Annotated in this window: 17 protein-coding genes; 13 read left to right on the top strand and 4 right to left on the bottom strand. The window is 74.2% G+C overall.

Features of this window, described 5'->3' with window-relative positions; genetic code table 11:
* Nucleotides 1–3: 3 nt before the first annotated feature.
* The gene (locus tag ACZ64A_RS32850) at nt 4–633 is read right to left on the bottom strand and encodes a TetR/AcrR family transcriptional regulator (RefSeq protein ID WP_469815579.1); all 630 of its coding nucleotides are present in this window, start codon (nt 631–633) and stop codon (nt 4–6) included.
* Nucleotides 634–765: 132 nt separating this feature from the next.
* Between ACZ64A_RS32850 and ACZ64A_RS32845 the strand changes: the two genes are divergently transcribed.
* The 3 genes from ACZ64A_RS32845 to ACZ64A_RS32835 all read left to right on the top strand — a co-directional run bounded on the left by ACZ64A_RS32845 (nt 766) and on the right by ACZ64A_RS32835 (nt 3,646).
* Nucleotides 766–1,395 (top strand): alpha-ketoglutarate-dependent dioxygenase AlkB, encoded by a 630-nt coding sequence (locus ACZ64A_RS32845; protein ID WP_469815578.1) that lies wholly within the window; start codon nt 766–768, stop codon nt 1,393–1,395.
* 79 nt (nt 1,396–1,474) lie between these two features.
* Complete coding sequence (locus tag ACZ64A_RS32840) at nt 1,475–2,221, top strand: MBL fold metallo-hydrolase (RefSeq protein ID WP_469815577.1); 747 nt, start codon at nt 1,475–1,477, stop codon at nt 2,219–2,221.
* Nucleotides 2,222–2,410: 189 nt separating this feature from the next.
* Entirely contained in the window at nt 2,411–3,646 is a 1,236-nt protein-coding gene (locus tag ACZ64A_RS32835) for a DUF4032 domain-containing protein (protein ID WP_469815576.1), read from the top strand.
* A gap of 4 nt (nt 3,647–3,650) precedes the next feature.
* Here the strand turns inward: ACZ64A_RS32835 and ACZ64A_RS32830 are convergent, their stop codons facing one another.
* A complete protein-coding gene (locus ACZ64A_RS32830; protein ID WP_469815575.1) occupies nt 3,651–4,526 on the bottom strand; it encodes a universal stress protein in 876 nt (291 codons plus the stop codon).
* Between the two features lie 65 nt (nt 4,527–4,591).
* On the opposite strand from ACZ64A_RS32830, the gene ACZ64A_RS32825 reads away from it, so the two are divergent.
* The 7 genes from ACZ64A_RS32825 to ACZ64A_RS32795 all read left to right on the top strand — a co-directional run bounded on the left by ACZ64A_RS32825 (nt 4,592) and on the right by ACZ64A_RS32795 (nt 15,515).
* Nucleotides 4,592–4,945 (top strand): VOC family protein, encoded by a 354-nt coding sequence (locus tag ACZ64A_RS32825; protein ID WP_469815574.1) that lies wholly within the window; start codon nt 4,592–4,594, stop codon nt 4,943–4,945.
* 111 nt (nt 4,946–5,056) lie between these two features.
* A complete protein-coding gene (locus ACZ64A_RS32820) occupies nt 5,057–6,733 on the top strand; it encodes an NAD(P)/FAD-dependent oxidoreductase (protein ID WP_469815573.1) in 1,677 nt (558 codons plus the stop codon).
* Nucleotides 6,730–8,190 carry an ATP-binding protein gene (locus tag ACZ64A_RS32815; RefSeq protein ID WP_469815572.1) on the top strand — a complete coding sequence of 487 codons (1,461 nt, stop codon included), beginning with the start codon at nt 6,730–6,732 and terminating at the stop codon, nt 8,188–8,190. The genes ACZ64A_RS32820 and ACZ64A_RS32815 overlap by 4 nt, the downstream gene beginning before the upstream one ends.
* Nucleotides 8,187–8,537, top strand: a complete 351-nt coding sequence (locus ACZ64A_RS32810) for a UBP-type zinc finger domain-containing protein (protein ID WP_469815571.1) — start codon at nt 8,187–8,189, stop codon at nt 8,535–8,537. Before ACZ64A_RS32815 ends, ACZ64A_RS32810 begins: the two co-directional genes overlap by 4 nt.
* 645 nt (nt 8,538–9,182) lie before the next feature.
* Nucleotides 9,183–12,140 carry a helix-turn-helix transcriptional regulator gene (locus ACZ64A_RS32805; RefSeq protein ID WP_469815570.1) on the top strand — a complete coding sequence of 986 codons (2,958 nt, stop codon included), beginning with the start codon at nt 9,183–9,185 and terminating at the stop codon, nt 12,138–12,140.
* 255 nt (nt 12,141–12,395) lie between these two features.
* Nucleotides 12,396–13,622 carry a serine hydrolase domain-containing protein gene (locus ACZ64A_RS32800; RefSeq protein WP_469815569.1) on the top strand — a complete coding sequence of 409 codons (1,227 nt, stop codon included), beginning with the start codon at nt 12,396–12,398 and terminating at the stop codon, nt 13,620–13,622.
* A 330-nt stretch (nt 13,623–13,952) separates the two neighbouring features.
* Nucleotides 13,953–15,515 (top strand): protein kinase domain-containing protein, encoded by a 1,563-nt coding sequence (locus ACZ64A_RS32795; protein ID WP_469815568.1) that lies wholly within the window; start codon nt 13,953–13,955, stop codon nt 15,513–15,515.
* Here ACZ64A_RS32795 and ACZ64A_RS32790 read toward each other — a convergent pair.
* Complete coding sequence (locus ACZ64A_RS32790; protein WP_469815567.1) at nt 15,507–16,946, bottom strand: serine hydrolase domain-containing protein; 1,440 nt, start codon at nt 16,944–16,946, stop codon at nt 15,507–15,509. The two genes, ACZ64A_RS32795 and ACZ64A_RS32790, sit on opposite strands and share 9 nt — an antisense overlap.
* Nucleotides 16,947–17,044: 98 nt before the next feature.
* Between ACZ64A_RS32790 and ACZ64A_RS32785 the strand changes: the two genes are divergently transcribed.
* From ACZ64A_RS32785 to ACZ64A_RS32775, 3 genes are all read left to right on the top strand, one after another.
* On the top strand, nt 17,045–18,016 hold the full coding sequence (locus ACZ64A_RS32785; protein WP_469815566.1) for an LLM class F420-dependent oxidoreductase: 972 nt from the start codon (nt 17,045–17,047) through the stop codon (nt 18,014–18,016).
* Between the two features lie 297 nt (nt 18,017–18,313).
* Complete coding sequence (locus ACZ64A_RS32780; RefSeq protein ID WP_469815658.1) at nt 18,314–19,303, top strand: hypothetical protein; 990 nt, start codon at nt 18,314–18,316, stop codon at nt 19,301–19,303.
* Nucleotides 19,304–19,370: 67 nt separating this feature from the next.
* A complete protein-coding gene (locus ACZ64A_RS32775; RefSeq protein WP_469815565.1) occupies nt 19,371–19,796 on the top strand; it encodes an SsgA family sporulation/cell division regulator in 426 nt (141 codons plus the stop codon).
* A 201-nt stretch (nt 19,797–19,997) separates the two neighbouring features.
* Here the strand turns inward: ACZ64A_RS32775 and ACZ64A_RS32770 are convergent, their stop codons facing one another.
* The gene (locus ACZ64A_RS32770; protein ID WP_469815564.1) at nt 19,998–20,498 is read right to left on the bottom strand and encodes a DUF6328 family protein; all 501 of its coding nucleotides are present in this window, start codon (nt 20,496–20,498) and stop codon (nt 19,998–20,000) included.
* Nucleotides 20,499–20,548 lie beyond the last annotated feature (50 nt).

The raw sequence follows: 20,548 nt of genomic DNA, 5'->3' as shown, positions 1-20,548 counted from the left end.
CCTTCAGGGTCGGGGGGTCGCGCTGCCGTGGGTGAGCAGCGCGGTGAGGAGTTGTTTGAGCCAGGCGCGGGCGTGCTCGACGTCCTTGTCCAGCAGCAGTTGGGTGGTGACACCGTCGTAGGCGGCGACCACGGCGTGTGCGGCGCCGTCGGCGTCGCCGAGGACGGCGGGCAGCGGGGTGTGCGCGGTGGCGCGGGCGAGCCGGCCGGCGATGGCCCGGCGCAGCCGGGCGCGGTGTTCGAGCAGGGTGCGGGCGACCTGCGGATCGCGGGCGGCGTGCACCAGGAAGTCGGTCTTGACCAGCAGCCAGTCCACGTCGAGCAGGAGCACCTCGGTGACCCGGTCGACGGAGGCGGGCACGTCGAGGTCGGTGCCGTCCTGGGCGAGGGCGTCCGCGACCTGTTCGGCGATCAGCTCGGCGCGCTGCTCGTACAGCGCGAAGAACAGCTCGTCCAGGCTGGAGAAGTTGGAGTAGAAGGCGCCGCGGCTGTAGCCGGCGGCCTCGCAGACCTCCTCGATGGAGACCCGCCCGAAGCCCTTGCCGGCGAACACGGCGAACGCCGCGTCCAGCAGGTTGGCCCGCGTGCGCACCCGCCGCCGCGTGACCCGCGGGGCCGTGTCGTGCGTCGCCATCGCCACCTCCGTTCGCTGCGCGCCCGCCGTTCGATACGCGAATGTATCGGATACATCGATGTATCGAAAGGGACTGGCGCGGGCGCGGCGCTCGCATGGAACATATTTTCGATTCAGGGGTACGCTGGAGCCATGGCCACGCACCTCCAGGGCTCCCTGTTCGACCAGACCGACGAGCTGCGCCTCGGCTCCCTCGGCGGGATCCGCCGGACCGAGCTGGGCGCCGGCGCATGGATCGACGTGCTGCCGGGCTGGCTGACCGGCGCGGACGCCCTGTTCGAACAGCTCGCCGCGGAGGTGCCCTGGCGCGCGGAGCGCCGCACGATGTACGACCACGTCGTCGACGTCCCCCGGCTGCTGTCGTTCTACGGCGCGGACGACCCGCTGCCCCACCCGGTGCTCACCGAGGCCCGCGACCTGCTGTCCGCGCACTACGCCGAGGAGCTGGGCGAGCCGTTCACGACCGCCGGGCTGTGCTTCTACCGCGACGGCCGCGACAGCGTCGCCTGGCACGGGGACCGGATCGGCCGGGGCTCACGGGAGGACACCATGGTCGCGATCCTGTCCGTGGGCGCCCCCCGCGACCTGCTGCTGCGCCCGGTGCACGGCGGCGGCGCCGCGGTCCGCCGGCCCCTGGGCCACGGCGATCTGATCGTGATGGGCGGCTCCTGCCAGCGGACCTGGGAGCACTGCATCCCGAAGTCCACCCGGGCCACGGGACCGCGTATCAGCATCCAGTTCCGGCCGCAGGGAGTGCGCTGAGGCGGGCCGGTCTCCCCGCCGCCCCCATGATCTGCTTTGCTGTGCGCCGACGGCCAGCGACCCGGACGGGGGACGACACATGCGAGCGGACGTACGCCAAGTCGCCGACGGCACCTACCTGGTGCACGGCTCCAACACCAACTGGGTGATCCTCACGGACGGCGACGCCGCGACACTCGTCGACACGGGATACCCCGGGGACCGGCAGCTGGTGCTGGACTCCCTGGCGCAGGTGGGCAGTTCACCGGAGGCCGTGGCGGCGGTCCTGATCACGCACGCGCACAACGACCACCTGGGTTCGGCCGAGTATCTGCGGGCCACCCACGGCACGCCGGTCCATCTGCACGAGGCCGAAGTACCGCACGCCCGCCGGGAGTTCCTCCAGCAGGTCACCGTGGGCGAGGTGCTGCGCAACGCCTGGCGGCCCGGTGTGCTGCCGTGGATGGTGCACGCGCTGCGCTCGGGCGGCACCGAGCAGCACCCCGTCACCGCTCCCGCGGCCTTCCCCGGCACCGGTGCGCTGGACCTGCCCGGCCGCCCGGTGCCCGTGCACACGCCGGGTCACACGGACGGGCACTGCGTCTTCCACCTGCCCGACACCGGCGTCCTGATCTCCGGGGACGCGCTGGTCAGCGGCCACCCCACGTCGCGCACGACGGGACCGCAGCTGCTGCCGGACATGTTCCATCACGAGCGGGCCCGCGCCGTGGCCTCCCTGGAGATCATCAAGGGCCTGGAGGCCGACGTCCTGCTGCCGGGCCACGGGCCGGTGCACCGGGGCGGCATGGCGGCGGCCGCCCAGCAGGCGTGGGAGCGGGCCGCCTAGGGCCTGTACGAGGTTGTCCGAGCCCGACCGGGGTTCCTGCGGCCTCTGACTCACGACGCCCGTCGAGCCGCCCCGCGCGGTTCAGGGCGCGGCGCGACGCCGGGCGGAACGGCCCCGGCCGCCCGGCCGGTACGGGCGCGGGCGGCCCGGGCCGTCCGCACACCGTGCGCATCCGCTTAGGCTCTGCCCATGGCTTTGCAGATCAGCGCCACCAACCCCGAGCACCCCGCGCTCCTGCTCGAACTGCCGTGGCAGCTGCCCCTGGAGGAGTGGCCCGAGGAATTCCTCGTGCCGCTCCCCCGCGGCATCTCCCGCCACGTCGTCCGTTACGCCCGCGCCGGCGACGAGGTCATCGCCGTCAAGGAGCTGGCCGAGCGGCCCGCGCTGCGCGAGTACGAGCTGCTGCGCGACCTGGACCGGCTCGCCATCCCCGCCGTGGACGCGCTCGGCGTGGTCACCGGGCGCACCCACGCCGGCGGCGCCCCGCTGGAACCGGTGCTGATCACGCGCCATCTGCGCGGCTCCCTGCCGTACCGGTCGATGTTCGAGACGACGATGCGGCCGGCGACCATGCACCGCCTCATGGACGCGCTCGCGGTGCTGCTGGTGCGGCTGCACCTGGCCGGGTTCGCGTGGGGCGACTGCTCGCTGTCCAACACGCTCTTCCGCCGGGACGCGGGCGCGTACGCCGCCTACCTGGTGGACGCCGAGACCGGTGAGCTGCACCCGCGGCTGAGCCCCGGCCAGCGTGACTACGACCTCGACCTGGCCAGGGTCAACATCAGCGGCGAACTGCTCGACCTGGAGGCGTCCGGGGCGCTGCACCCCTCCGTGGACCCGGTCGCGTTCGGCACCGAGATCTGCGCCCGCTACGGGGAGCTGTGGCAGGAGCTGACCCGCACCTCGGTCTATCCGGCGGGCAAGTACCACTACATCGAGCGCCGCATTCGCCGGCTCAACGACCTCGGTTTCGACGTGGCCGAGATGCAGATCGAGCACAACTCCCACGGCGACTCGGTCACGTTCGTGCCGAAGGTCGTCGACGCGGGCCACCACCAGCGGCAGTTGCTGCGGCTGACCGGGCTGGACGCCGAGGAGAACCAGGCGCGGCGGCTGCTGAACGACCTGGAGAGCTGGATGGCCACCCAGGACGACCACGCCCCGGGCGACCCCCTCTCCACCCGCCCGGAGGTGCTCGCGCACCGCTGGGTGAGGGAGGTGTTCCGGCCCACCGTGCGGGCCGTACCGCCGGAGCTGCGCGGCACCATGGACCCGGCGGAGATCTATCACGAGCTGCTGGAGCACCGCTGGTTCCTGTCCGAGCGGGCCCAGCACGACATCGGTCTGGACACCGCCGTCCAGGACTACATCGAGAACATCCTGCCCAAGGCGCGCGAGACCCTGGAGCCCACGCTCCCCGAGTGACGCCTCACGCGTGCGGGACCACGGCCACCGGGCAGCCGGCGTGGTGCAGCACCCCGTGGGCGACGGAGCCGATGCGGGCGCCGACCGCCGTGCGATGGGCGCGCCGCCCGACCACCAGCAGCTGCGCGTGGTCGGCCGCCACCGACAGCAGCACCTGGCCCGCGCTGCCGATCTCCACGTGCTCGACCACCGGCACGTCCGGGAAGCGCTCCCGCCAGGGCTCCAGCGCATCGCCGAGGGCCTTGCGCTCGAACGGCTCCAGACCACCGGCGTCGTCCGCCAGCTTCATCGAGCCGGGGCTGTAGGCGAACACCGGCGGCAGCGTCCACGCCCGTACCGCGCGCACGGTAGCGCTGCGGGCGGCAGCCGTCTCGAAGGCGTACCGCAGCACATCGGCGCTGTCCTCCGGCGCGCCGTGCTGGCCGACGACGATGTCCCGCCCCGCCGCCTCGGCGCTCGCCTCGTCGCCGGCGCGCACCAGCACCACGGGCCGTGTGGTCTCGGCGATCACCTGCTGGCCGACCGAGCCCAGCAGGAAGCCCATCACCCGGCCGTGGCCGCGCGAGCCCAGCACCAGCAGCTCGGCGGCGGCGGCCGCCTCCAGCAGCGTCTCCACCGCCGGGCCCTCCAGCACGTCGCTGGTCACCGCGAGGTCCGGGTGGCGCTCGGTGACCGCGCGGACCGCGCCCTCGAGCGCCTGCACCGCCCAGCCCCGCTGCGCCTCGTAGCCCGCCACCTCGGACGGCACGGAGGGCTGGAACTCCCAGGCGTGCACCACACGCAGCGGCAGTGAACGGCGTACGGCCTCCCGGGCCGCCCAGTCCAGCGCGGAGCGGCTCTCGTCCGTCCCGTCGACCCCTGCCGTGATCGGGCCCGTCATCCGGCCGCCTCCTCGTGTCGGAATCCCCTTGTGTCTCCCCCAGTCTTCCTCACTACGCTGCCGGCATGACCTTGGAATGGGAGCAGGTGATCGTGGACGCGGCCGATGCCGCGGCCCTGGGCCGCTGGTGGGCCGAGGCCCTCGGGTGGACGGTCGTCAACGACGACCCGGAGGAGTTCGAGATCCGTCCGGCGCCCGACCGTGTGCCGGGGCTGCTGTTCGTGCCCGTGCCGGAGGCCAAGACCGTCAAGAACCGGCTCCATCTCGACTTCCGCCCCGACGACCAGCGCGCGGAGGTGCAGCGCCTGCTCGCGCTGGGCGCGCGCCGCGCCGACGTCGGGCAGGGCGAGCAGCCGTGGGTGGTGCTGACCGACCCGGAGGGCAACGAGTTCTGCGTCCTCGGTGAGCGCCGCGCCTGAGCCCGGGGCGTATACCCGAGCGGGCACGGCGGATCGAACATACGATGGGCCACGGACTGGCACGTCACCAGGACGGGCCGGGCCGGTGACCGACCTCGGGGTGGGAGTCGTATGGCACAGGCCGCCGATGCTGCGCGGACCGTCATCCTGACCGTGGACGACGACCCGGGGGTCTCCCGCGCCGTCGCCCGTGATCTGCGGCGGCGCTACGGCGAGTCGTACCGGATCGTGCGGGCGGAGTCCGGGGAGTCCGCGCTGGAGGCGCTGCGCGAGCTGAAGCTGCGCGGTGACCTGGTCGCGGTGCTCCTGGCCGACTTCCGCATGCCGCAGATGAACGGCATCGAGTTCCTCGAACGGGCCATGGACGTCTACCCGGGCGCCCGGCGAGTGCTGCTGACGGCGTACGCGGACACCAACGCGGCGATCGACGCGATCAACGTCGTCGACCTCGACCACTACCTGCTCAAGCCGTGGGACCCGCCCGAGGAGAAGCTCTACCCGGTCCTGGACGACCTGCTCCAGGCGTGGAAGAGCAGCGACTTCAAGCCGGTGCCCAGCACCAAGGTGGTCGGGCACCGCTTCTCGGCGCACTCCTCCGAGGTGCGCGAGTTCCTGGCCCGCAACCAGGTGCCCTACCGCTGGTACTCCGCCGACGAGCCCGAGGGCCGGCGGCTGCTCGCCGCGGCCGGCGCCGACGGACGGCGGCTGCCGCTGGTCGTCACACCGGACGGGGAGCCGCTCATCGAGCCCGACCCGCCCGAGCTGGCGGCCCGCGTCGGCCTCGCCACGACACCCACGGCCGACTTCTACGACCTCGTCGTGATCGGCGGTGGCCCCGCCGGGCTCGGTGCCGCCGTGTACGGGGCCTCCGAGGGACTGCGCACGGTGCTCGTGGAACGGTCGGCGACCGGGGGGCAGGCCGGGCAGAGCTCCCGGATCGAGAACTACCTGGGCTTCCCCGACGGCGTCTCCGGCGCACAGCTGACCGACCGGGCCCGGCGGCAGGCCGCCAAGTTCGGCGCGGAGATCCTCACCGCGCGGGAGGTCACGGGTCTCGAGGTCAGCGGCGCGGCGCGGATCGTGCGGTTCGCGGACGGATCGGCGGTGGCCGCGCACAGCGTGATCCTCGCGACCGGCGTGCAGTACCGGCAGCTGCCGGCGCCCGGCGCCGACGACCTCACCGGCTGCGGCGTCTTCTACGGCTCGGCACTGACCGAGGCGTCCTCCTGCCAGGGCCACGACGTGTACATCGTCGGCGGCGCCAACTCCGCCGGGCAGGCCGCGATGTACCTGTCGCGGGGCGCGAAGTCGGTGACGCTGCTGGTGCGCGGCCCGTCGCTGTCGGCGTCGATGTCGCACTACCTGATCCAGCAGATCGAGGAGTCGCCCAACATCGCGGTCCGCCCCCGCACGGTCGTCGAGGCCGCGCAGGGCGATGACCGGCTGGAGCGGCTCACCCTGCGGGACGTCGACACCGGCGAGCAGGAGGAAGTCGACGCGGGCTGGCTGTTCGTGTTCATCGGCGCCGCCCCGCTGACCGACTGGCTGGACGGGACGGTGCTGCGCGACGAGCGCGGGTTCATCCTGGCCGGGCCCGACCTCACGCCCGACGGGCGGCCGCCGGCGGGCTGGGAGCTGGACCGGCCGCCGTACCACCTGGAGACCAATGTGCCGGGCGTGTTCGTCGCGGGCGACGCGCGCGCGGAGTCCGCGAAGCGGGTCGCGTCCGCCGTCGGAGAGGGAGCCATGGCCGTGATGCTCGTCCACCGCTATCTGGAGCAGTCGTGAGCGGGCGGCCGGTGCCGTGCAGCCCGGCGGAGATCGGCTCGCTGTTCCTGTTCGAGAAGCTCTCCGACGACCAGCTCGGGCGGCTGTGCAGCGAGGGCCGGGTGGAGCTGTTCGACCCCGGTCCGGTGTACGCCGAGGGTGATCCGGCGACCTGCTTCTTCGTGATGGTGGAGGGCACGGTGGTGCTCTCGCGGCGGGTCGGCGCCGAGGACGTCGAGGTGACGCGGACCTCCCAGCCCGGGGTGTACGCGGGCGCCATGCAGGCCTACCTCGGGGACCGGGTGCGGCAGGTCTACAACAACTCCATGCGGGTGACCGAGCCGACGCGGTTCTTCGTGCTGCCGGCCGACACGTTCGCGAGCGTCATGCAGGAGTGGTTCCCGATGGCGGTCCACCTCCTGGAGGGCCTGTTCTTCGGTTCGAAGGCCACCCAGCGGACCATCGGGCAGCGCGAGCGGCTGCTGGCGCTCGGCTCGCTGTCCGCGGGGCTCACCCATGAGCTGAACAACCCGGCCGCCGCCGCGGTACGGGCCACCGCGACGCTGCGCGAGCGGGTCGCGAAGATGCGGCACAAGCTCGCCGTGATCTCCTCGGGGCCCTATCCGCGCGAAGTCCTCGCCGGTCTCATCGAGATCCAGGAGCGCACCGCCGAACGCGTCGGCAAGGCGCCCGCGCTGAGCCCGCTGGAGGCCGCCGACCGGGAGGACGCGCTCAGCGACTGGCTCGACGACCACGACATCCCGGACGGCTGGCGCGTCGCGCCGACCTTCGTGCAGGCCGGGCTCGACGTCGACTGGCTGGAGCAGGTCGCGGCCGCCGTCGAGCCGGACGTCCTGCCCGGCGCGATCGGCTGGCTGAACTACACCGTCGAGACCGAGCTGCTGATGGACGAGATCGAGGACTCGACCACCCGCATCTCGCACCTGGTCGACGCGGCCAAGCAGTACTCCCAGCTGGACCGTGCGCCCTACCAGGTCGCCGACGTGCACGAGCTGCTGGACAGCACGCTGCTGATGCTGTCCGGCAAGATCGGCGACGGGATCAAGGTCGTCAAGGACTACGACCGCACGCTGCCGAGGATCCCGGCGTACCCGGCGGAGCTGAACCAGGTGTGGACGAACCTGATCGACAACGCCGTCGCCGCGATCCGCGACACCGGCGCCGAGGGGACGCTGACCGTGCGGACGGCACGGGAGAACGACCGGCTGCTGGTGGAGTTCCGTGACACCGGCCCGGGCGTGCCGCGGGAGATCCGGGACCGCATCTTCGACCCGTTCTTCACCACCAAGCCGGTCGGCGAGGGCACCGGGCTCGGCCTGGACATCTCCTGGCGGATCGTGGTCAACAAGCACCACGGCGGCATCGAGGTCGACTCCGAGCCCGGCGACACCCGCTTCCGCGTGCTGCTGCCGCTGACCGCGGCGGAACCCGACACCCCATCCGAGGAGACGGCATGACCCAGGGCGAGGGCATCGACCAGAGCGCGGTGCCGAGCGGCGCCGGCTGCCTGGAGTGCGAGGCGGCCGGCGGCTGGTGGTTCCACCTGCGCCGGTGCGCGCGGTGCGGGCACATCGGCTGCTGCGACTCCTCCCCCGCCCAGCACGCCACCGCGCACTTCCGCGCGACCGGGCACCCGGTGGTGCAGAGCTACGAGCCGGGCGAGGAGTGGTTCTGGAACTACGCCACCGACGAGCTGTACGACAGCGGCCCCGTCCTCGCGCCACCGCACAGCCACCCCGAGGACCAGCCCGCACCGGGCCCGGCGGGCCGCGTACCGGCGGACTGGGCCCGCACGCTGCGCTGAACACGAGCGGGACGGAGCGGGCGCGGACGTCGCGCTGAACGCGCGTCCGGCGGGCCGGGTCGGGACGCTGCGCTGAGCGCCGGGTCCGGGCTGCGCGCGGTGTGCGCTGAGCGCCGGGTCCGGGTCCGGGCTGCGCGCGGCGTGCGCCGGGTCCGGGTCCGGGTCCGGGCTGCGCGCGGCGTGCGCTGAGCGTCGGCGCCGGCCGGTGGCTCGGCGGGCCGGCCGTGGGCAGGCCCGCAGCGCCGACCCGGGCCGGTGATCGCGGCAGGCCCGGGCGCCCCCTGCGCTGAGCGCAGATCCCGACCGGTCACTTCGGCAGACGGAGCCCGGCGCCGCCGGCACCACCGACCCGGCACGGCGATCACGGCGAACCTGACGCAGCCCCTACGCCGGGCGCAGATCCCCCCCGATGACCCCTACAGACTCAGGTGGACGCCGTCGGCAGCACCGACCCGGCGCGGTAATCGCGGCAAGCCAGACGCGGTCCCCGCCCCGGGCGCCGGACCCGGCCCGTGACGTGGCGGGCCCGCGTGAACGGCGCCCGCAGCGTCGGCCCGGGCCGGTAACCCCCGCACGGAGCCCGCGCTGGGCGTCGGTCCGGTCGGTGGTGTCCGCGTTGTCGGTGGTGCGTGCCAGGATTGATCCGTGTCGCAGACCGATTTCACCTCCCCGCTCGTCGGCCGGGACCGGGAACTGTCCCGGCTCCTCGGCGCCTTGGAGCGCGCCCGCGCCGGTGAGGCGCGGGCCGTGGTGGTGGCCGGGGACGCCGGGGTGGGCAAGACCCGGCTGCTGGACGAGGTCGCCGGGCACGCGGCCGGACAGGGCATGCGCGTGCTCACCGGCCACTGCGTGGACCTCGGCGACGTCGGCCTGCCGTATCTGCCGTTCACGGAGATCCTCGGCCGGATCGCCGAGGACGAGCGGCTGGCCCCGCACCTGGCCGCGCACGCCGCGGTGGAGCGGCTGCGCGGCGGCGGCGAGGTACGCGGGGGCGACCCGGCGCGGGACGCGGACGCGCGGCTGCGGCTCTTCGAGGGCATGGCTGCCCTGCTCGCCCGGCTCGCCGAGGACGCCCCGCTGCTGGTCGTGCTGGAGGATCTGCACTGGGCCGACCAGTCCTCCCGGGACCTGCTGCGGTTCCTGCTGACCCGCGGCGCGCTGGGCGCATCGGGGCCCCGGCTCGCGGTCCTCGCCTCCTACCGCGCCGACGATCTGCACCGGCGCCACCCGCTGCGGCCCCTGCTGGCCGAGCTGGTGCGGCTGCCGGCGGTGGAGCGGCTGGAGCTGCGGCCCATGCCGGACACCGAGATGACCCGGCTGCTGCGGACACTGCGTGGCGAAGCCCTGCCGGACGGCACCGTGCGCACGATCGTGGAGCGCGCCGAGGGCAACGCCTTCTACGCACAGGAGCTGCTCGCCGCCACCGGTACGCGGGCGCAGGGCGTGCCGAGCGCCCTCGCCGACGTCCTGCTGATCCGGGTGGAGCAGCTGCCGGAGACCGCTCAGCAGGTGCTGCGGACCGCCGCCGTCGCCGGGCGCCGGGTCGAGCACGACCTGCTGCGGGAGGCGGTCGGGCTGTCCGAGGACACGCTGGAGGCGGCGCTGCGCGAGGCCGTCGGCCGCCAGCTGCTGGTGCCGGGCGACGGCGAGACGTACACCTTCCGGCACGCGCTGACCCGCGAGGCCGTCTACGCCGACCTGCTGCCCGGTGAGCGGGCGCGGCTGCACGGCACGTTCGCGCGGCTGCTCGCCGGGCGCGGCGAGGCGGGCGAGAGCGCGGCGGAGCGCGCCCACCACTGGCGCGAGAGCCATCATCTGCCCGAGGCGCTCGCCGCCTCGCTGGAGGCAGCCGACCACGCCCGGCGCGTCGGCGCGCCGGCGGAGGAGCTGCACCATCTGGAGACGGCCCTCGATCTGTGGGCCGCGGTGGACGGCGCGGCCCGGCCGGCCGGTGAGGGCAGCGACCGGATCACGCTGACGCTGCGCGCCTCGGCGGCGGCCGTGCACGCGGGCGAGGCGCACCGCGCGGTCGCGCTGACCCGGGCGGCGCTCGCCGGGATCGGGCAGGACGCGGACTCGGAGCTGGCCGCCCGGGTGCGCTACACGCTCGCCGGGAACCTGCTGACCGTCGACAACCTCACCGCCGCCTTCGCCTACAGCAGCGAGGCGCTCGCGCTGATCCCCGAGGAGCCGCCGACGCGTACGTGGGTGTGGGCGGCGGCCACCCATGTGATGGCGGCCCGGCAGATCGGGGAGATGAAGGCCGCGCTGCGGGTGGCCCGGCGGGCACTGGCCGCGGCGGAACAGCTGGGGGTGGCGGACGCACAGGCCGATCTGCTGATCTCGCTGGTGGGTCTCGAGGGCGGTGCGCGGCGTACGGCCGAGGGGCGCGAACGGCTGGTGCGGGCCCGGGAGCTGGCCCGGCGCGCGGGCAACGCGCCGGTGGAGATGCGGGCGTTGTTCCATCTCGCCGTCGGCTGCTTCGAGGCGGGCGCCTTCGAGGAGAGTGTGCCCTGGGCGGCGGAGGGGCTGGAGCGCGCCCGCGACGCCGGGCTGCTGTCGTCGCCGTATCCGCTGGAGATGCGCTATCTGCAGCAGCTGGTGCTGTACACGCTGGGCCGGTGGGACGAGTGCCTGCGGGCGGCGGTGGAGGCCGAGGCGGTGCCGGCGGCGGGCGGTTACACGGCGGGCCCGGCGCTGTACGTGGCGCTGGCGCGCGGTGACGCGGGGGCCGCGGGGCGGGCGCGGGCGCTGCTCGCGGGGCCGTTCGACTGGATGGCCACGCTGGTCGCGGGGATCGTGCTGACCGACGAGGCCGCGTGGCGGGGCGATGCCGAGGCGGCGGTGGAGCAGGCGCGCGCCACGGTGGCGGCGCTCTCCGACGAGGCGGGCACCGTGCCGGACGTCGCGGTGCGGCTGCTCGCGCTGGCGCTGTCCGCCGTCGCCGACCAGGCGGCCGCGCTGCGCTCGGCCGGTGACACGGCGGGCGCGCGGCGCTGGGCCGATGTGGCGAGCGAGCTGATGGAACCGGCGCGGCGGGCGGCCGGGCACAGCGAGGCGGGGCCGCCCCAGGGCCCGGAGGGGCAGGCGTGGCTGGCGCGGGCCGAGGCCGAGTGGACCCGGGCGGTCGTCGGCCCGGACGCGGCGGCCTGGGAGAAGGCGGTGGCCGCGTTCGGCTACGGCGAGGTGTACGAGCAGGCGCGGTGCCGGCTGCGGTGGGCCGAGGCGCTGCTGTCCGAGGACCGGCGCGCCGAGGCCGCGGTGCAGGCCGGCGAGGTGCGGGAGACGGCCGCGGGGCTGGCGGCCGCGCCGCTGCTGAAGCGGGTGGAGACGCTGATCCGGCGCGGCCGGCTGGGCTCCACGCCGTCGGCCGAAGGGCCGTCCGCCCTGTCGCCGCTGACGGCGCGTGAGCGGGAGGTGCTGCGGCTGCTCGCGCTCGGCCGCAGCAACCGCCGGATCGGTGAGGAGCTGTTCATCACCGGCAAGACGGCGAGCGTGCACGTCTCCAACATCCTGGCCAAGCTGGGCGCGACGAGCCGTACGGAGGCCGTGGCGATCGCCTACCGCGACGGTCTGCTGACGTCCGAGCCGAGCACATCGTGACGCTCCTCAGGGGCCTGTCGCGCTGACGCTCCTCGGCGACCTGTCGTGCTGACGCCCCCTCAGGGGCCTGTCGAATGGACCCGGGCGCCGTCGTCACCTCCATGACCCGCCGGTGCCACCGCGGACATGTGTCCGGATTGTCGCTTTTCTTGATTTTCGCCGCGATACTGTGCGCGGCCACACCGTCCCCGTCCTTCCGACGGACGGTCAGATGTGGCCCCAGCACAGCGACGTGACGGAAACGAGAGGCCTCGGATGATCCCAGCAGCACTGCGCAGAGGTACGGCACTGGGGGCGGTCGTGCTGTCCCTGCTGACGGTCCCGGCACACGCCGCCACCGCGCGCCCCGCGCATCCCGCAGCACCGGCGGCCGCACTGCCGCGCCCCGACCTCGCCGGACTGCGCGAGGTCCTGCGCACCGCGGGGCGGCAGGGCGCTCCGGGCGCGATGGCCCGGATCGACGACGGCGGCTCGGTGCTGACCGCGTCCGTGGGCGTGGCCGACCGGGCCACCAAACGGGCCCTTTCGGACACCGACCGCTTCCGCGTCGGCAGCATCACCAAGACCTTCACGGCCGTGGTCCTGCTGCAGCTCGCCGACGAGGGCAAGCTGAACCTGGACGCGTCCGTCGACCACTACCTGCCCGGGCTGCTGCCCGACCGCCGGATCACCGTCCGGCACGTCCTCAGCCACCGCAGCGGGCTGTACGACTACACCAACGACATGTTCGCGCGGACGGTCCCCGGCTTCGAGGCGGTCCGCACCAAGGTGTTCACCTACCGCGAGCTGGTGGAGCGCTCACTGCGGCACGCCCCGACCGGCAGGCCCGGGGGCGCCTACGCGTACTCCAACACCAACTTCGTGGTGGCCGGCATGCTGGTGGAGAAGCTCACCGGCCGCCCGGTTGCCACCGCCTACCAGGACCGCATCTTCACACCGCTGAAGCTGCGCGACACCTTCTACGTGCACCCCGACACCGCGCTGCCCGGCCGTTACGCCCGCGGCTACCTCACCCCCGACACCCCGGGCGCCGCACTGGTCGACGCCACCCGGCAGACCGTCTCCTGGGCGCAGAGCGCGGGCGCGATCATCTCCACCACCCGGGACCTCAACACCTTCTACTCGGCCCTGCTGCGCTCCAAGCTGACCTCGGCGGCGCAGCTGCGGCAGATGCGCAGCTGGGTGCCGGCCGGCACCGGGCAGGCGTACGGCCTCGGGCTGCGCCGCCGCGACCTGTCGTGCGGGGTGTCGGTGTACGGGCACACGGGGGCCGTCCAGGGCTACTACAGCTATGCGTTCACCTCCGCGGACGGGCGGCGCAGTCTCGCCGCGCTGGCCGACACCTCCAACAACGCGGCCGTGCACACGACGATGCTGCGCACCCTGGAGTCCGCCTTCTGCGGTGCCCCGGCGAAGAGCCGCCGCTCGGGCGCGGCGACGGAGGCGCCGGAGGACGCCGCGGGTCCGGCCGCCCGCCGCTGAGGCGGAAGCCGCCTCCCTTCGCCGTGCGGAGCAACCCCCGTGGGTGATCCGGCGTCTTGCACGGCAGCACCATCCGCCGCCCCGGCCCACTCCCCCCTGGGCCGGGGCGGACCTCTGCCTCCCGCGCCTCTCGGCGCCTGCGTCCCCGGCGCACCGGAGCCTCGCGGACGCACCGGAGCCTCGCGGACGCACCGGAGCCTCGCGGACGCACCGGAGCGGCTTGTCCGCAGCATGTCCTTTGACCGAAGGACAGGAATGCGGGCCGCGTTGAACGGACCTCGTCCCGTTCGCCGTACCTCAGGCAAAGGGTGAACCGGGGTGCAGCGAGGGATGGCCATGGGCACAGCGGACGGCTCCACGCAGGCGTTGGTCGCCGGACGGTACCGGCTCCTCGACGTCGTCCACGAGGAGACCAACCGCGTGTGCTGGTACGGCGAGGACGTGGCCGCCGGACAGCCGCGCCTGCTCACCCGGACCGCATTGCCGGACACCGGGACGGACACCGGGGAGCGGCAGCAGGCCCGCCGCACCACCGGGCGGGTCCTGCGCATGGCCGAGACCATGAACCGGCTGTGCCCCGGCCGGGTCCCGGCGGTCGTCGACGCCGTGTACGAGGCGGGTGACCTGTGGACGGTGACGGAGTGGACCGAGGGCACACCGCTCGGCGAACTCCTCGCGCTGGAAGGCCCGTTGCACCCGGTGCGGGCCGCCCGCATCGGCCTGGAGCTGCTGGATGTGCTGGAGAGGGCGCACGGGGAGGGCATCACCCACGGGGAGCTGAGCCCCGGCCAGGTCCTGGTGCGCGCGCACGGGCCCGTCGCGGTCACCGGGTTCGGGCTGGCCGGCGCGACCCTGGCCCCGCGCGTCGCGGCACCCTCGTACGCCTCGCCGGAGCAGGCGCGCGACGAGCGGATCTCACCGGCCGCCGATCTGTGGGCGCTCGGTGCGCTGCTCTACACGATGGTGGAGGGCCGGCCGCCGTTCCGGGAGCGCGAACGGCCGGAGGCCACGCTGCGGGCCGTGGACCGGCTGCCGCTGCGCACCCCCGTGCGGTGCGGGCCACTGGCGCGGGTGGTGCAGGGGCTGCTGCGCAAGAACTCCCGGGAGCGGCTGCCGCGTGCCGTCGTCCGCGAGGTGCTCACCCGCGTGCTGCACGAGGACCCGGACGCGGTGGCGCCGGCCGTGGACGCGCCCCGGCTGCGCCGCGCCTGTGCCGCCTGGCCCGCCGGTCCGGCGTCGTGGCGGCGCCACGTGGCGGTGGCAGCCGCGGTGGCGGCCGTCGCCCTGGCCGCCTTGGCCGCCGTGGCCTTCGCCCTGCGGCAGGGACCGGGCTCCACGGACGCCGCACGGTCGCCCCTGCCCTCCCCCACGGCGAGCGCCACGGTCGCGGCTCCCCGGCCGTCCGGGGCGCCGACGCCGGGGCTGCCGTCCGGCTACCGGCTGTACCGGGCGCCGGAGGGGTTCTCGGTGGCGTTGCCGGACGCGTGGCGGCGGCTGCGCACCTTGCCGGGGCAGGGCCGGGCGTACCGGGTCGTGTTCGGTGCGACCGGCGATCCGCGCACGCTCGCCGTGACCTACAGCGAGCGCGTCGGCGCCGACCCGGTCGCCGTCTGGCGGGACGACGTGGAGCCGGGGCTGCGCACCGCGGGCGGCTACCGGCGGATCGGGCCGATCCACGCGACGACGTACCAGGGCCGCCGCGCCGCCGACATGGAATGGCTGGTGACGGCGGCCGACGCGACGCCGGTGCGCACCTTCGGCCGGGGTTTCCTGTTGGGCGGCGGCCGGGGTTTCTCGCTGCGCCTGACGGCCCCCGCGGCGGACTGGGACGACACCGGACGGCGTCAGGCGCAGGAGATCGTCCTGCGCACGTTCCGGCCCGCCTCAGGATGACCCGCCGGGTGCGCGCAGCTTGCGCAGCGGCACCCCGGGCACCAGCGGCACGGTGTGCCAGCGGGCGGTGAACGTCCCGTCCGGGAGCGAGCAGGTGACGCGCAGCGAGTGCGGGGTCTCCAGGAAGGCCACGTCCACGGCCAGGGTGCCGGCGTCCGTCCAGCCGCCGCTGACGGCGGTCGGCAGCGGCTCCTCCGCGACCGCCCATCCGCCGTCCCCGAGGCGCAGCGGCAGTCCCTTGCCGTCCTCGGTGAGCGTGAGCGTCCAGCCGTCCGCCTCGGCGCTCACCGACACGGACGTCAGGCCCGGCTGGTCCGCGCAGCGGCCGCCCTCCGGGTCGAACACCGCGCCCGCCCAGGCGTCCACCCGCTCCGGCGGCGCGGGTTTGCCGGCTGCGGCGGGCAGCGTCAGGCGTGCGAGCCGCTCGTGCAGGGCCGCGTCGGCGCCCTCCCGGCCCGCCAGTGGTCCGGGGCGGAACGCCGGCAGCAGATGGGTCCACACCAGGTCGAGCACCGCCTGCATGGCCGTGCTCTCCGACGTCAGCGCGACCACGGCGTCCTGCTCGGGCAGCACCAGGCAGAACTGCCCGTACGCGCCGTCCCCGCGGTAGCCGTGCCGGGACATCCAGAACTGCAGGCCGTAGCCGAGGTCCCAGTCGCCGCCGGGCAGGGCGCCGGCGGTCGCGACGTGCGGGCGGGTGGCCTCGGCGACCCACGCCTCGGACAGCAGCTGCCTGCCCTCCCACCGGCCGCGGTCCAGATACAGCTGCCCGAGGCGGGCGACGGCGTCGCAGGTGGCGTGCAGTCCGCTGAAACCCACCTCGCGTCCGCCCCGGTCACGCTGCCAGGACACGTCGCCGATGCCGAGCGGGTCGAACAGCCGAGGGCGCAGATAGCCGGTGAGCGACTGGCCCGTCACCCGCTGCACGACGGCGGCGAGCGTGTAGGTGGCCGGCTGATTGTAGGCGAACACCGTGCCCGGGTCGCGTTCCGGCGGCACCAGCAGAAAGCCGTGCAGCAGGTCGTCCGGGTCCAGGGCGCGTGCCCGGTCCAGGGTCTCGGCGACATGCCCGCTGGCCATCGACGCCACGTGCCGCACCAGCATGCCCCGTACGCGGGGATCGGTGACCTCGTCCGCGAACTCGGGGAAGTACGCGAGCACCGGGTCGTCCAGCCGCAGCAGCCCTTCGGCGGCGGCGAGGGCGGCGGCCGTACCGGTGAAGCTCTTGCTGAGGGAGTACAGCAGGTGCCGGCGGTCCTGGGTGTACGGCGCCCACGAGCCGGAGGCGACGAGGCGGCCGTGGCGCAGGATCAGCAGGCTGTGCGGTGTGATGCCGGGGGCTGCGTCGAGGGCGTCGAGGAAGGCCTCGACACCGGCGGCGTCGACGCCCTGGGCGGCGGGAGCGGACGTGGGCAGCGGGCGCGCGATCATGAGAGGCATCCTGCCTCCGGATACGCCGAACGGTCGAGAGGGCCTTCCCGCGCCGGGTGTCCCGTTTTCACCCCGCGTCCCACGGGGACTCGTGGCGCATGGTGCAAATCGGATACACGATGATGACCGAGCAGGCCGGCCCCCGTGAGCTGGTCGACCACGTGGTGCGCGCCGAGGAGGCGGGCTTCGACTTCTCCGTGACGTCCGACCACTACTTCCCGTGGCTGCGTTCGCAGGGGCACTCTCCGTACGCGTGGAGCGTGCTCGGCGCCGCCGCGCAGGCGACCGAGCGCATCCCGCTCATGACGTACGTGACGTGCCCGACCTTCCGGTACCACCCGGCGGTCGTGGCGCAGAAGGCCGCCACCCTGCAGTTGCTCTCCCAGGGCCGGTTCCGGCTCGGGCTCGGCTCCGGGGAGAACCTCAACGAGCACGTCGTGGGCGGCGGCTGGCCGTCCGTGGACGTGCGGCACGAGATGTTCGAGGAGGCCGTGGAGATCATCCGCGCACTGTTCGAGGGCGGGCACGTCAACCACCGCGGCACGCACTTCGACGTGGAGTCGGCACGCCTGTGGGACCTTCCCGAGGAGCCGCCCGCGATCGGCATCGCGGTGTCGGGTGAGCGGTCCTGCCGGCTCGCGGGCCGCCTCGGTGACCTGGTCATCGCGACCGAACCCAAGGCGGGTCTGCTGGAGGCCTTCGACCGGCACGGCGGGCAGGGCAAGCCGCGGGTCGGGCAGCTGCCGGTGTGCTACGACACCGACCGGGACACCGCGATCAAGCGGGCGCACGCGCAGTTCCGCTGGTTCGGCAGCGGCTGGAAGGTGAACGCCGAACTGCCGCACCCGGACTCGTTCGAGGCGGCGACGCAGTTCGTCACGCCGGACGACGTGGCCGAGTCGATCCCGTGCGGCGACGACCCGGAGGCCTTCGTGGAGGCCGTGCGGCCCTATGCCGAGGCCGGGTTCACCGAGATCGCGCTCGTGCAGATCGGCGGCGACGCGCAGGTGCCGTTCCTGGACTGGTCGGAGAAGACGCTGCTGCCCGCACTGCGGGACGCGTTCGCCTGAGCCGGCACCGCCGTCGCACAGCGGCGGGCACCCGTGTCGGCGCGCAAGGCCGTGGCACAGCGGCAGGCACACGTGCGTACAAGCACGGCCAATGGGTGGATATAGGCTGCCGCTCTGCACACCCGTCGGCCCTGCCCCCTCTGGAGTGTCCCGGTGACCCGAGCGATCGCCCCGTCCGAGCCTTTCGCCGTGCCCGCACCCGCGTCGGTCCCGGCGCCCGCGTCCGAGCCCGCGCCCCCCTCGGCGTCGGAGTCCACACCCGAGCCCCCGTCCGCGCCTTCGTCCGCCCCGGACTCCGTGGACGATCTCGTCGCCCGTGACGCACGCGAGTTCGGGGCGTACGCGCGCACCGGTGGGTGGGCGTTCGCGCTGATGGTGGCGCGCAGTGTGCGCCCGGGCGGGCAGGCTGCCGAGGAGACACCGAAGGTGAGCGCGAAGGACTTCGCCGAGCTGGCGGGCTGCTCGGCGGAGCGGGTGCTGCGCCACTACAAGGCCTGGGACCGCGCCGCCGACGACGGCCTGGTGCCGCACTTCGAGGCGCTGCGGCCGGGGCAGGAGGTGGAGCTGCCGGACGCCGACGTGTGGGCGGGCTACTACGTCTCGCGCAGCAGCGCCGCCTCCGAGCGGGGCACGGCCATCGCCGAAGTGGCCGCGGCGGAGGGCATCCGGCCGACCAAGGCGCTGGAGGTGGCGGAGAACCCCAGCGCGCTGCGCGCGGCGATCCTGGCCGACCCCTCCACGGCCCGCGCGGCGCAACAGGCGCTGCTGGACCGGGTGCGCGAGGACCCGGAACTGCAGGCCGCGCTGGCCCGTGACGTGGTGCGCACCGACGACCTGAAGAAGGCCGTGGCGTCCGAGAGCCGCTCGGCCGACCGCATCGGCTACGTACGGCAGATCGCCGAGTCCGGGCAGATCAGGACGCCGGCCGGGCAGACCGTCGAGGCGCCCGTCGACGTGCGCCGGGAGGCCGAGCGGCACCTGTCCCTGATCGACGAGCTCGACGACGGCGAGGACAGCGCCGAGTGGGCGACCGAGGCGTACGACACGATGAGGGGTCTGGTCGCCGAGACGGTGGAGGCCGATCCGGACCTGCGCGTCACGGAACGGCGGCAGAAGTTCTACAGCAGCCTGCACAAGGCCACCCGGGTGTTCGAGGAGCTGACCTTCGACGACGCCGAGGACTTCTACGAGGACGACATGGTGCAGCGGCTGGAGGAGCTGCAGCAGGCGATCGGCTCGTGTCTGGCGGCACTGCGTGCCAGTCGCGGGAATCACCCGGCCGGCTGAGCATCTTTGGCGTGAAGGGGGTACCAGGGGTTGGCTCACGTCCGTTCCTCTCGGAAGGCCTGTCCTGGTGAACCCCTTCGCTCACACGACGCTGGTGGTGGAGTTGCAGGCGGGCGACACGGAACGCTTCGCCGTGCTCGCCCACCTGAGCTACGACGCCGCGGACCCGTTCGTCGTCACCGCCGTGTTCAGCCACCGGGGCCGGGTGCTGGCCCGCTGGCAGCTGGACCGGGAGATGCTCGGCGAGGGGCTGCGGCGGCCCGTCGGCGTCGGGGACGTGCGGCTGCGCCCGTCGGGCGGCGGGCTCTTCGACGAACTGCGCATGGAGTTCCTCGGCGACGCCCACCCGGACGGGGGACGCCACCACGCGGTCGTCTTCGCCTGGGCGCCGGCCGTCTCCTCTTTCCTGCGCAGAACGTGGCAGCTGGTGCCGCCCGGCCGGGAGGAGGTCCGCGTCGACGACTTCCTGGCCCAGCTCTCGGTGGGGCCGTGACGGCCCGGACCTGAGTGACCCGGACTGGATTTCGTGGCGGTGCTGCTCGCCGCCGTGGTGGCCGCGGGACTCCTGGCGCCCGGGCGGGCGCCGCACGACGGTGTCCGACCGGCAGCCGGCGGCGCTGGAGGCCTCGGCGCCGGCGGTCCGCACCGCCCGGGCGGGAGGCCCCGCCGGCTCGCCCCCGACCGCTCAGACCGTTCAGCGTGAGGTGTAGCGGCGGCGGGTCCACAGCGGCAGCACGAACCAGCACAGCACGTACCAGGCGACCACGGCCGAGACCAGATACGGGACGTAGCTGTCGTGGGTCGCCACGCGAAGGATCAGCAGCAGGGAGGACGTCATGGCGGCGAGCAGCAGGAGGAGACCGACGAACGTCAGCCGCGACGCCCAGCGCACCGCCTGCGGTTTGACCCGGCGGCCCGCGACCAGGCGATGCAGGGAGACCGGGCCTATGAGCGCACCCGTCGCGCAGGCGCCCAGGACCACCGTGACGATGTAGATGGCCTGGTCGGCGGCTTCCAGCTGCGCGTACTTCGGCGTGAACACCACGGTCAGCAGGAAACCGAAGAGGATCTGCACACCGGTCTGAGCGACCCGCACCTCCTGGATCAGCTCGACCCACATCCGGTCGGCCCGCTCCTCCTCGGTCTCGTTGCGCCCCCGGCGCCGGACCGGCCCCTCTTCGGCGACCGCCACCATTCCTCCCGCTGAGAACCCGAACGTCGTCTGCGACGCGAGTACCCCGGAAA

This window comes from Streptomyces sp. NPDC104814 (assembly GCF_055583185.1).
Note: the sequence above shows the minus strand (reverse complement) of the source record. Positions and strands in the feature narration are given on the sequence as shown.

Bases quoted from the DNA above. Each gene is read 5' to 3' on its own strand.
- ACZ64A_RS32820 (WP_469815573.1), top strand. From the start codon at position 5,057: ATGGCACAGGCCGCCGATGCTGCGCGGACCGTCATCCTGACCGTGGAC.
- ACZ64A_RS32835 (WP_469815576.1), top strand. From the start codon at position 2,411: ATGGCTTTGCAGATCAGCGCCACCAACCCCGAGCACCCCGCGCTCCTG.
- ACZ64A_RS32810 (WP_469815571.1), top strand. From the start codon at position 8,187: ATGACCCAGGGCGAGGGCATCGACCAGAGCGCGGTGCCGAGCGGCGCC.
- ACZ64A_RS32790 (WP_469815567.1), bottom strand. From the start codon at position 16,946: ATGATCGCGCGCCCGCTGCCCACGTCCGCTCCCGCCGCCCAGGGCGTC.
- ACZ64A_RS32825 (WP_469815574.1), top strand. From the start codon at position 4,592: ATGACCTTGGAATGGGAGCAGGTGATCGTGGACGCGGCCGATGCCGCG.
- ACZ64A_RS32840 (WP_469815577.1), top strand. From the start codon at position 1,475: ATGCGAGCGGACGTACGCCAAGTCGCCGACGGCACCTACCTGGTGCAC.
- ACZ64A_RS32845 (WP_469815578.1), top strand. From the start codon at position 766: ATGGCCACGCACCTCCAGGGCTCCCTGTTCGACCAGACCGACGAGCTG.
- ACZ64A_RS32785 (WP_469815566.1), top strand. From the start codon at position 17,045: ATGGTGCAAATCGGATACACGATGATGACCGAGCAGGCCGGCCCCCGT.
- ACZ64A_RS32800 (WP_469815569.1), top strand. From the start codon at position 12,396: ATGATCCCAGCAGCACTGCGCAGAGGTACGGCACTGGGGGCGGTCGTG.
- ACZ64A_RS32770 (WP_469815564.1), bottom strand. From the start codon at position 20,498: ATGGTGGCGGTCGCCGAAGAGGGGCCGGTCCGGCGCCGGGGGCGCAAC.
- ACZ64A_RS32850 (WP_469815579.1), bottom strand. From the start codon at position 633: ATGGCGACGCACGACACGGCCCCGCGGGTCACGCGGCGGCGGGTGCGC.
- ACZ64A_RS32795 (WP_469815568.1), top strand. From the start codon at position 13,953: ATGGCCATGGGCACAGCGGACGGCTCCACGCAGGCGTTGGTCGCCGGA.
- ACZ64A_RS32830 (WP_469815575.1), bottom strand. From the start codon at position 4,526: ATGACGGGCCCGATCACGGCAGGGGTCGACGGGACGGACGAGAGCCGC.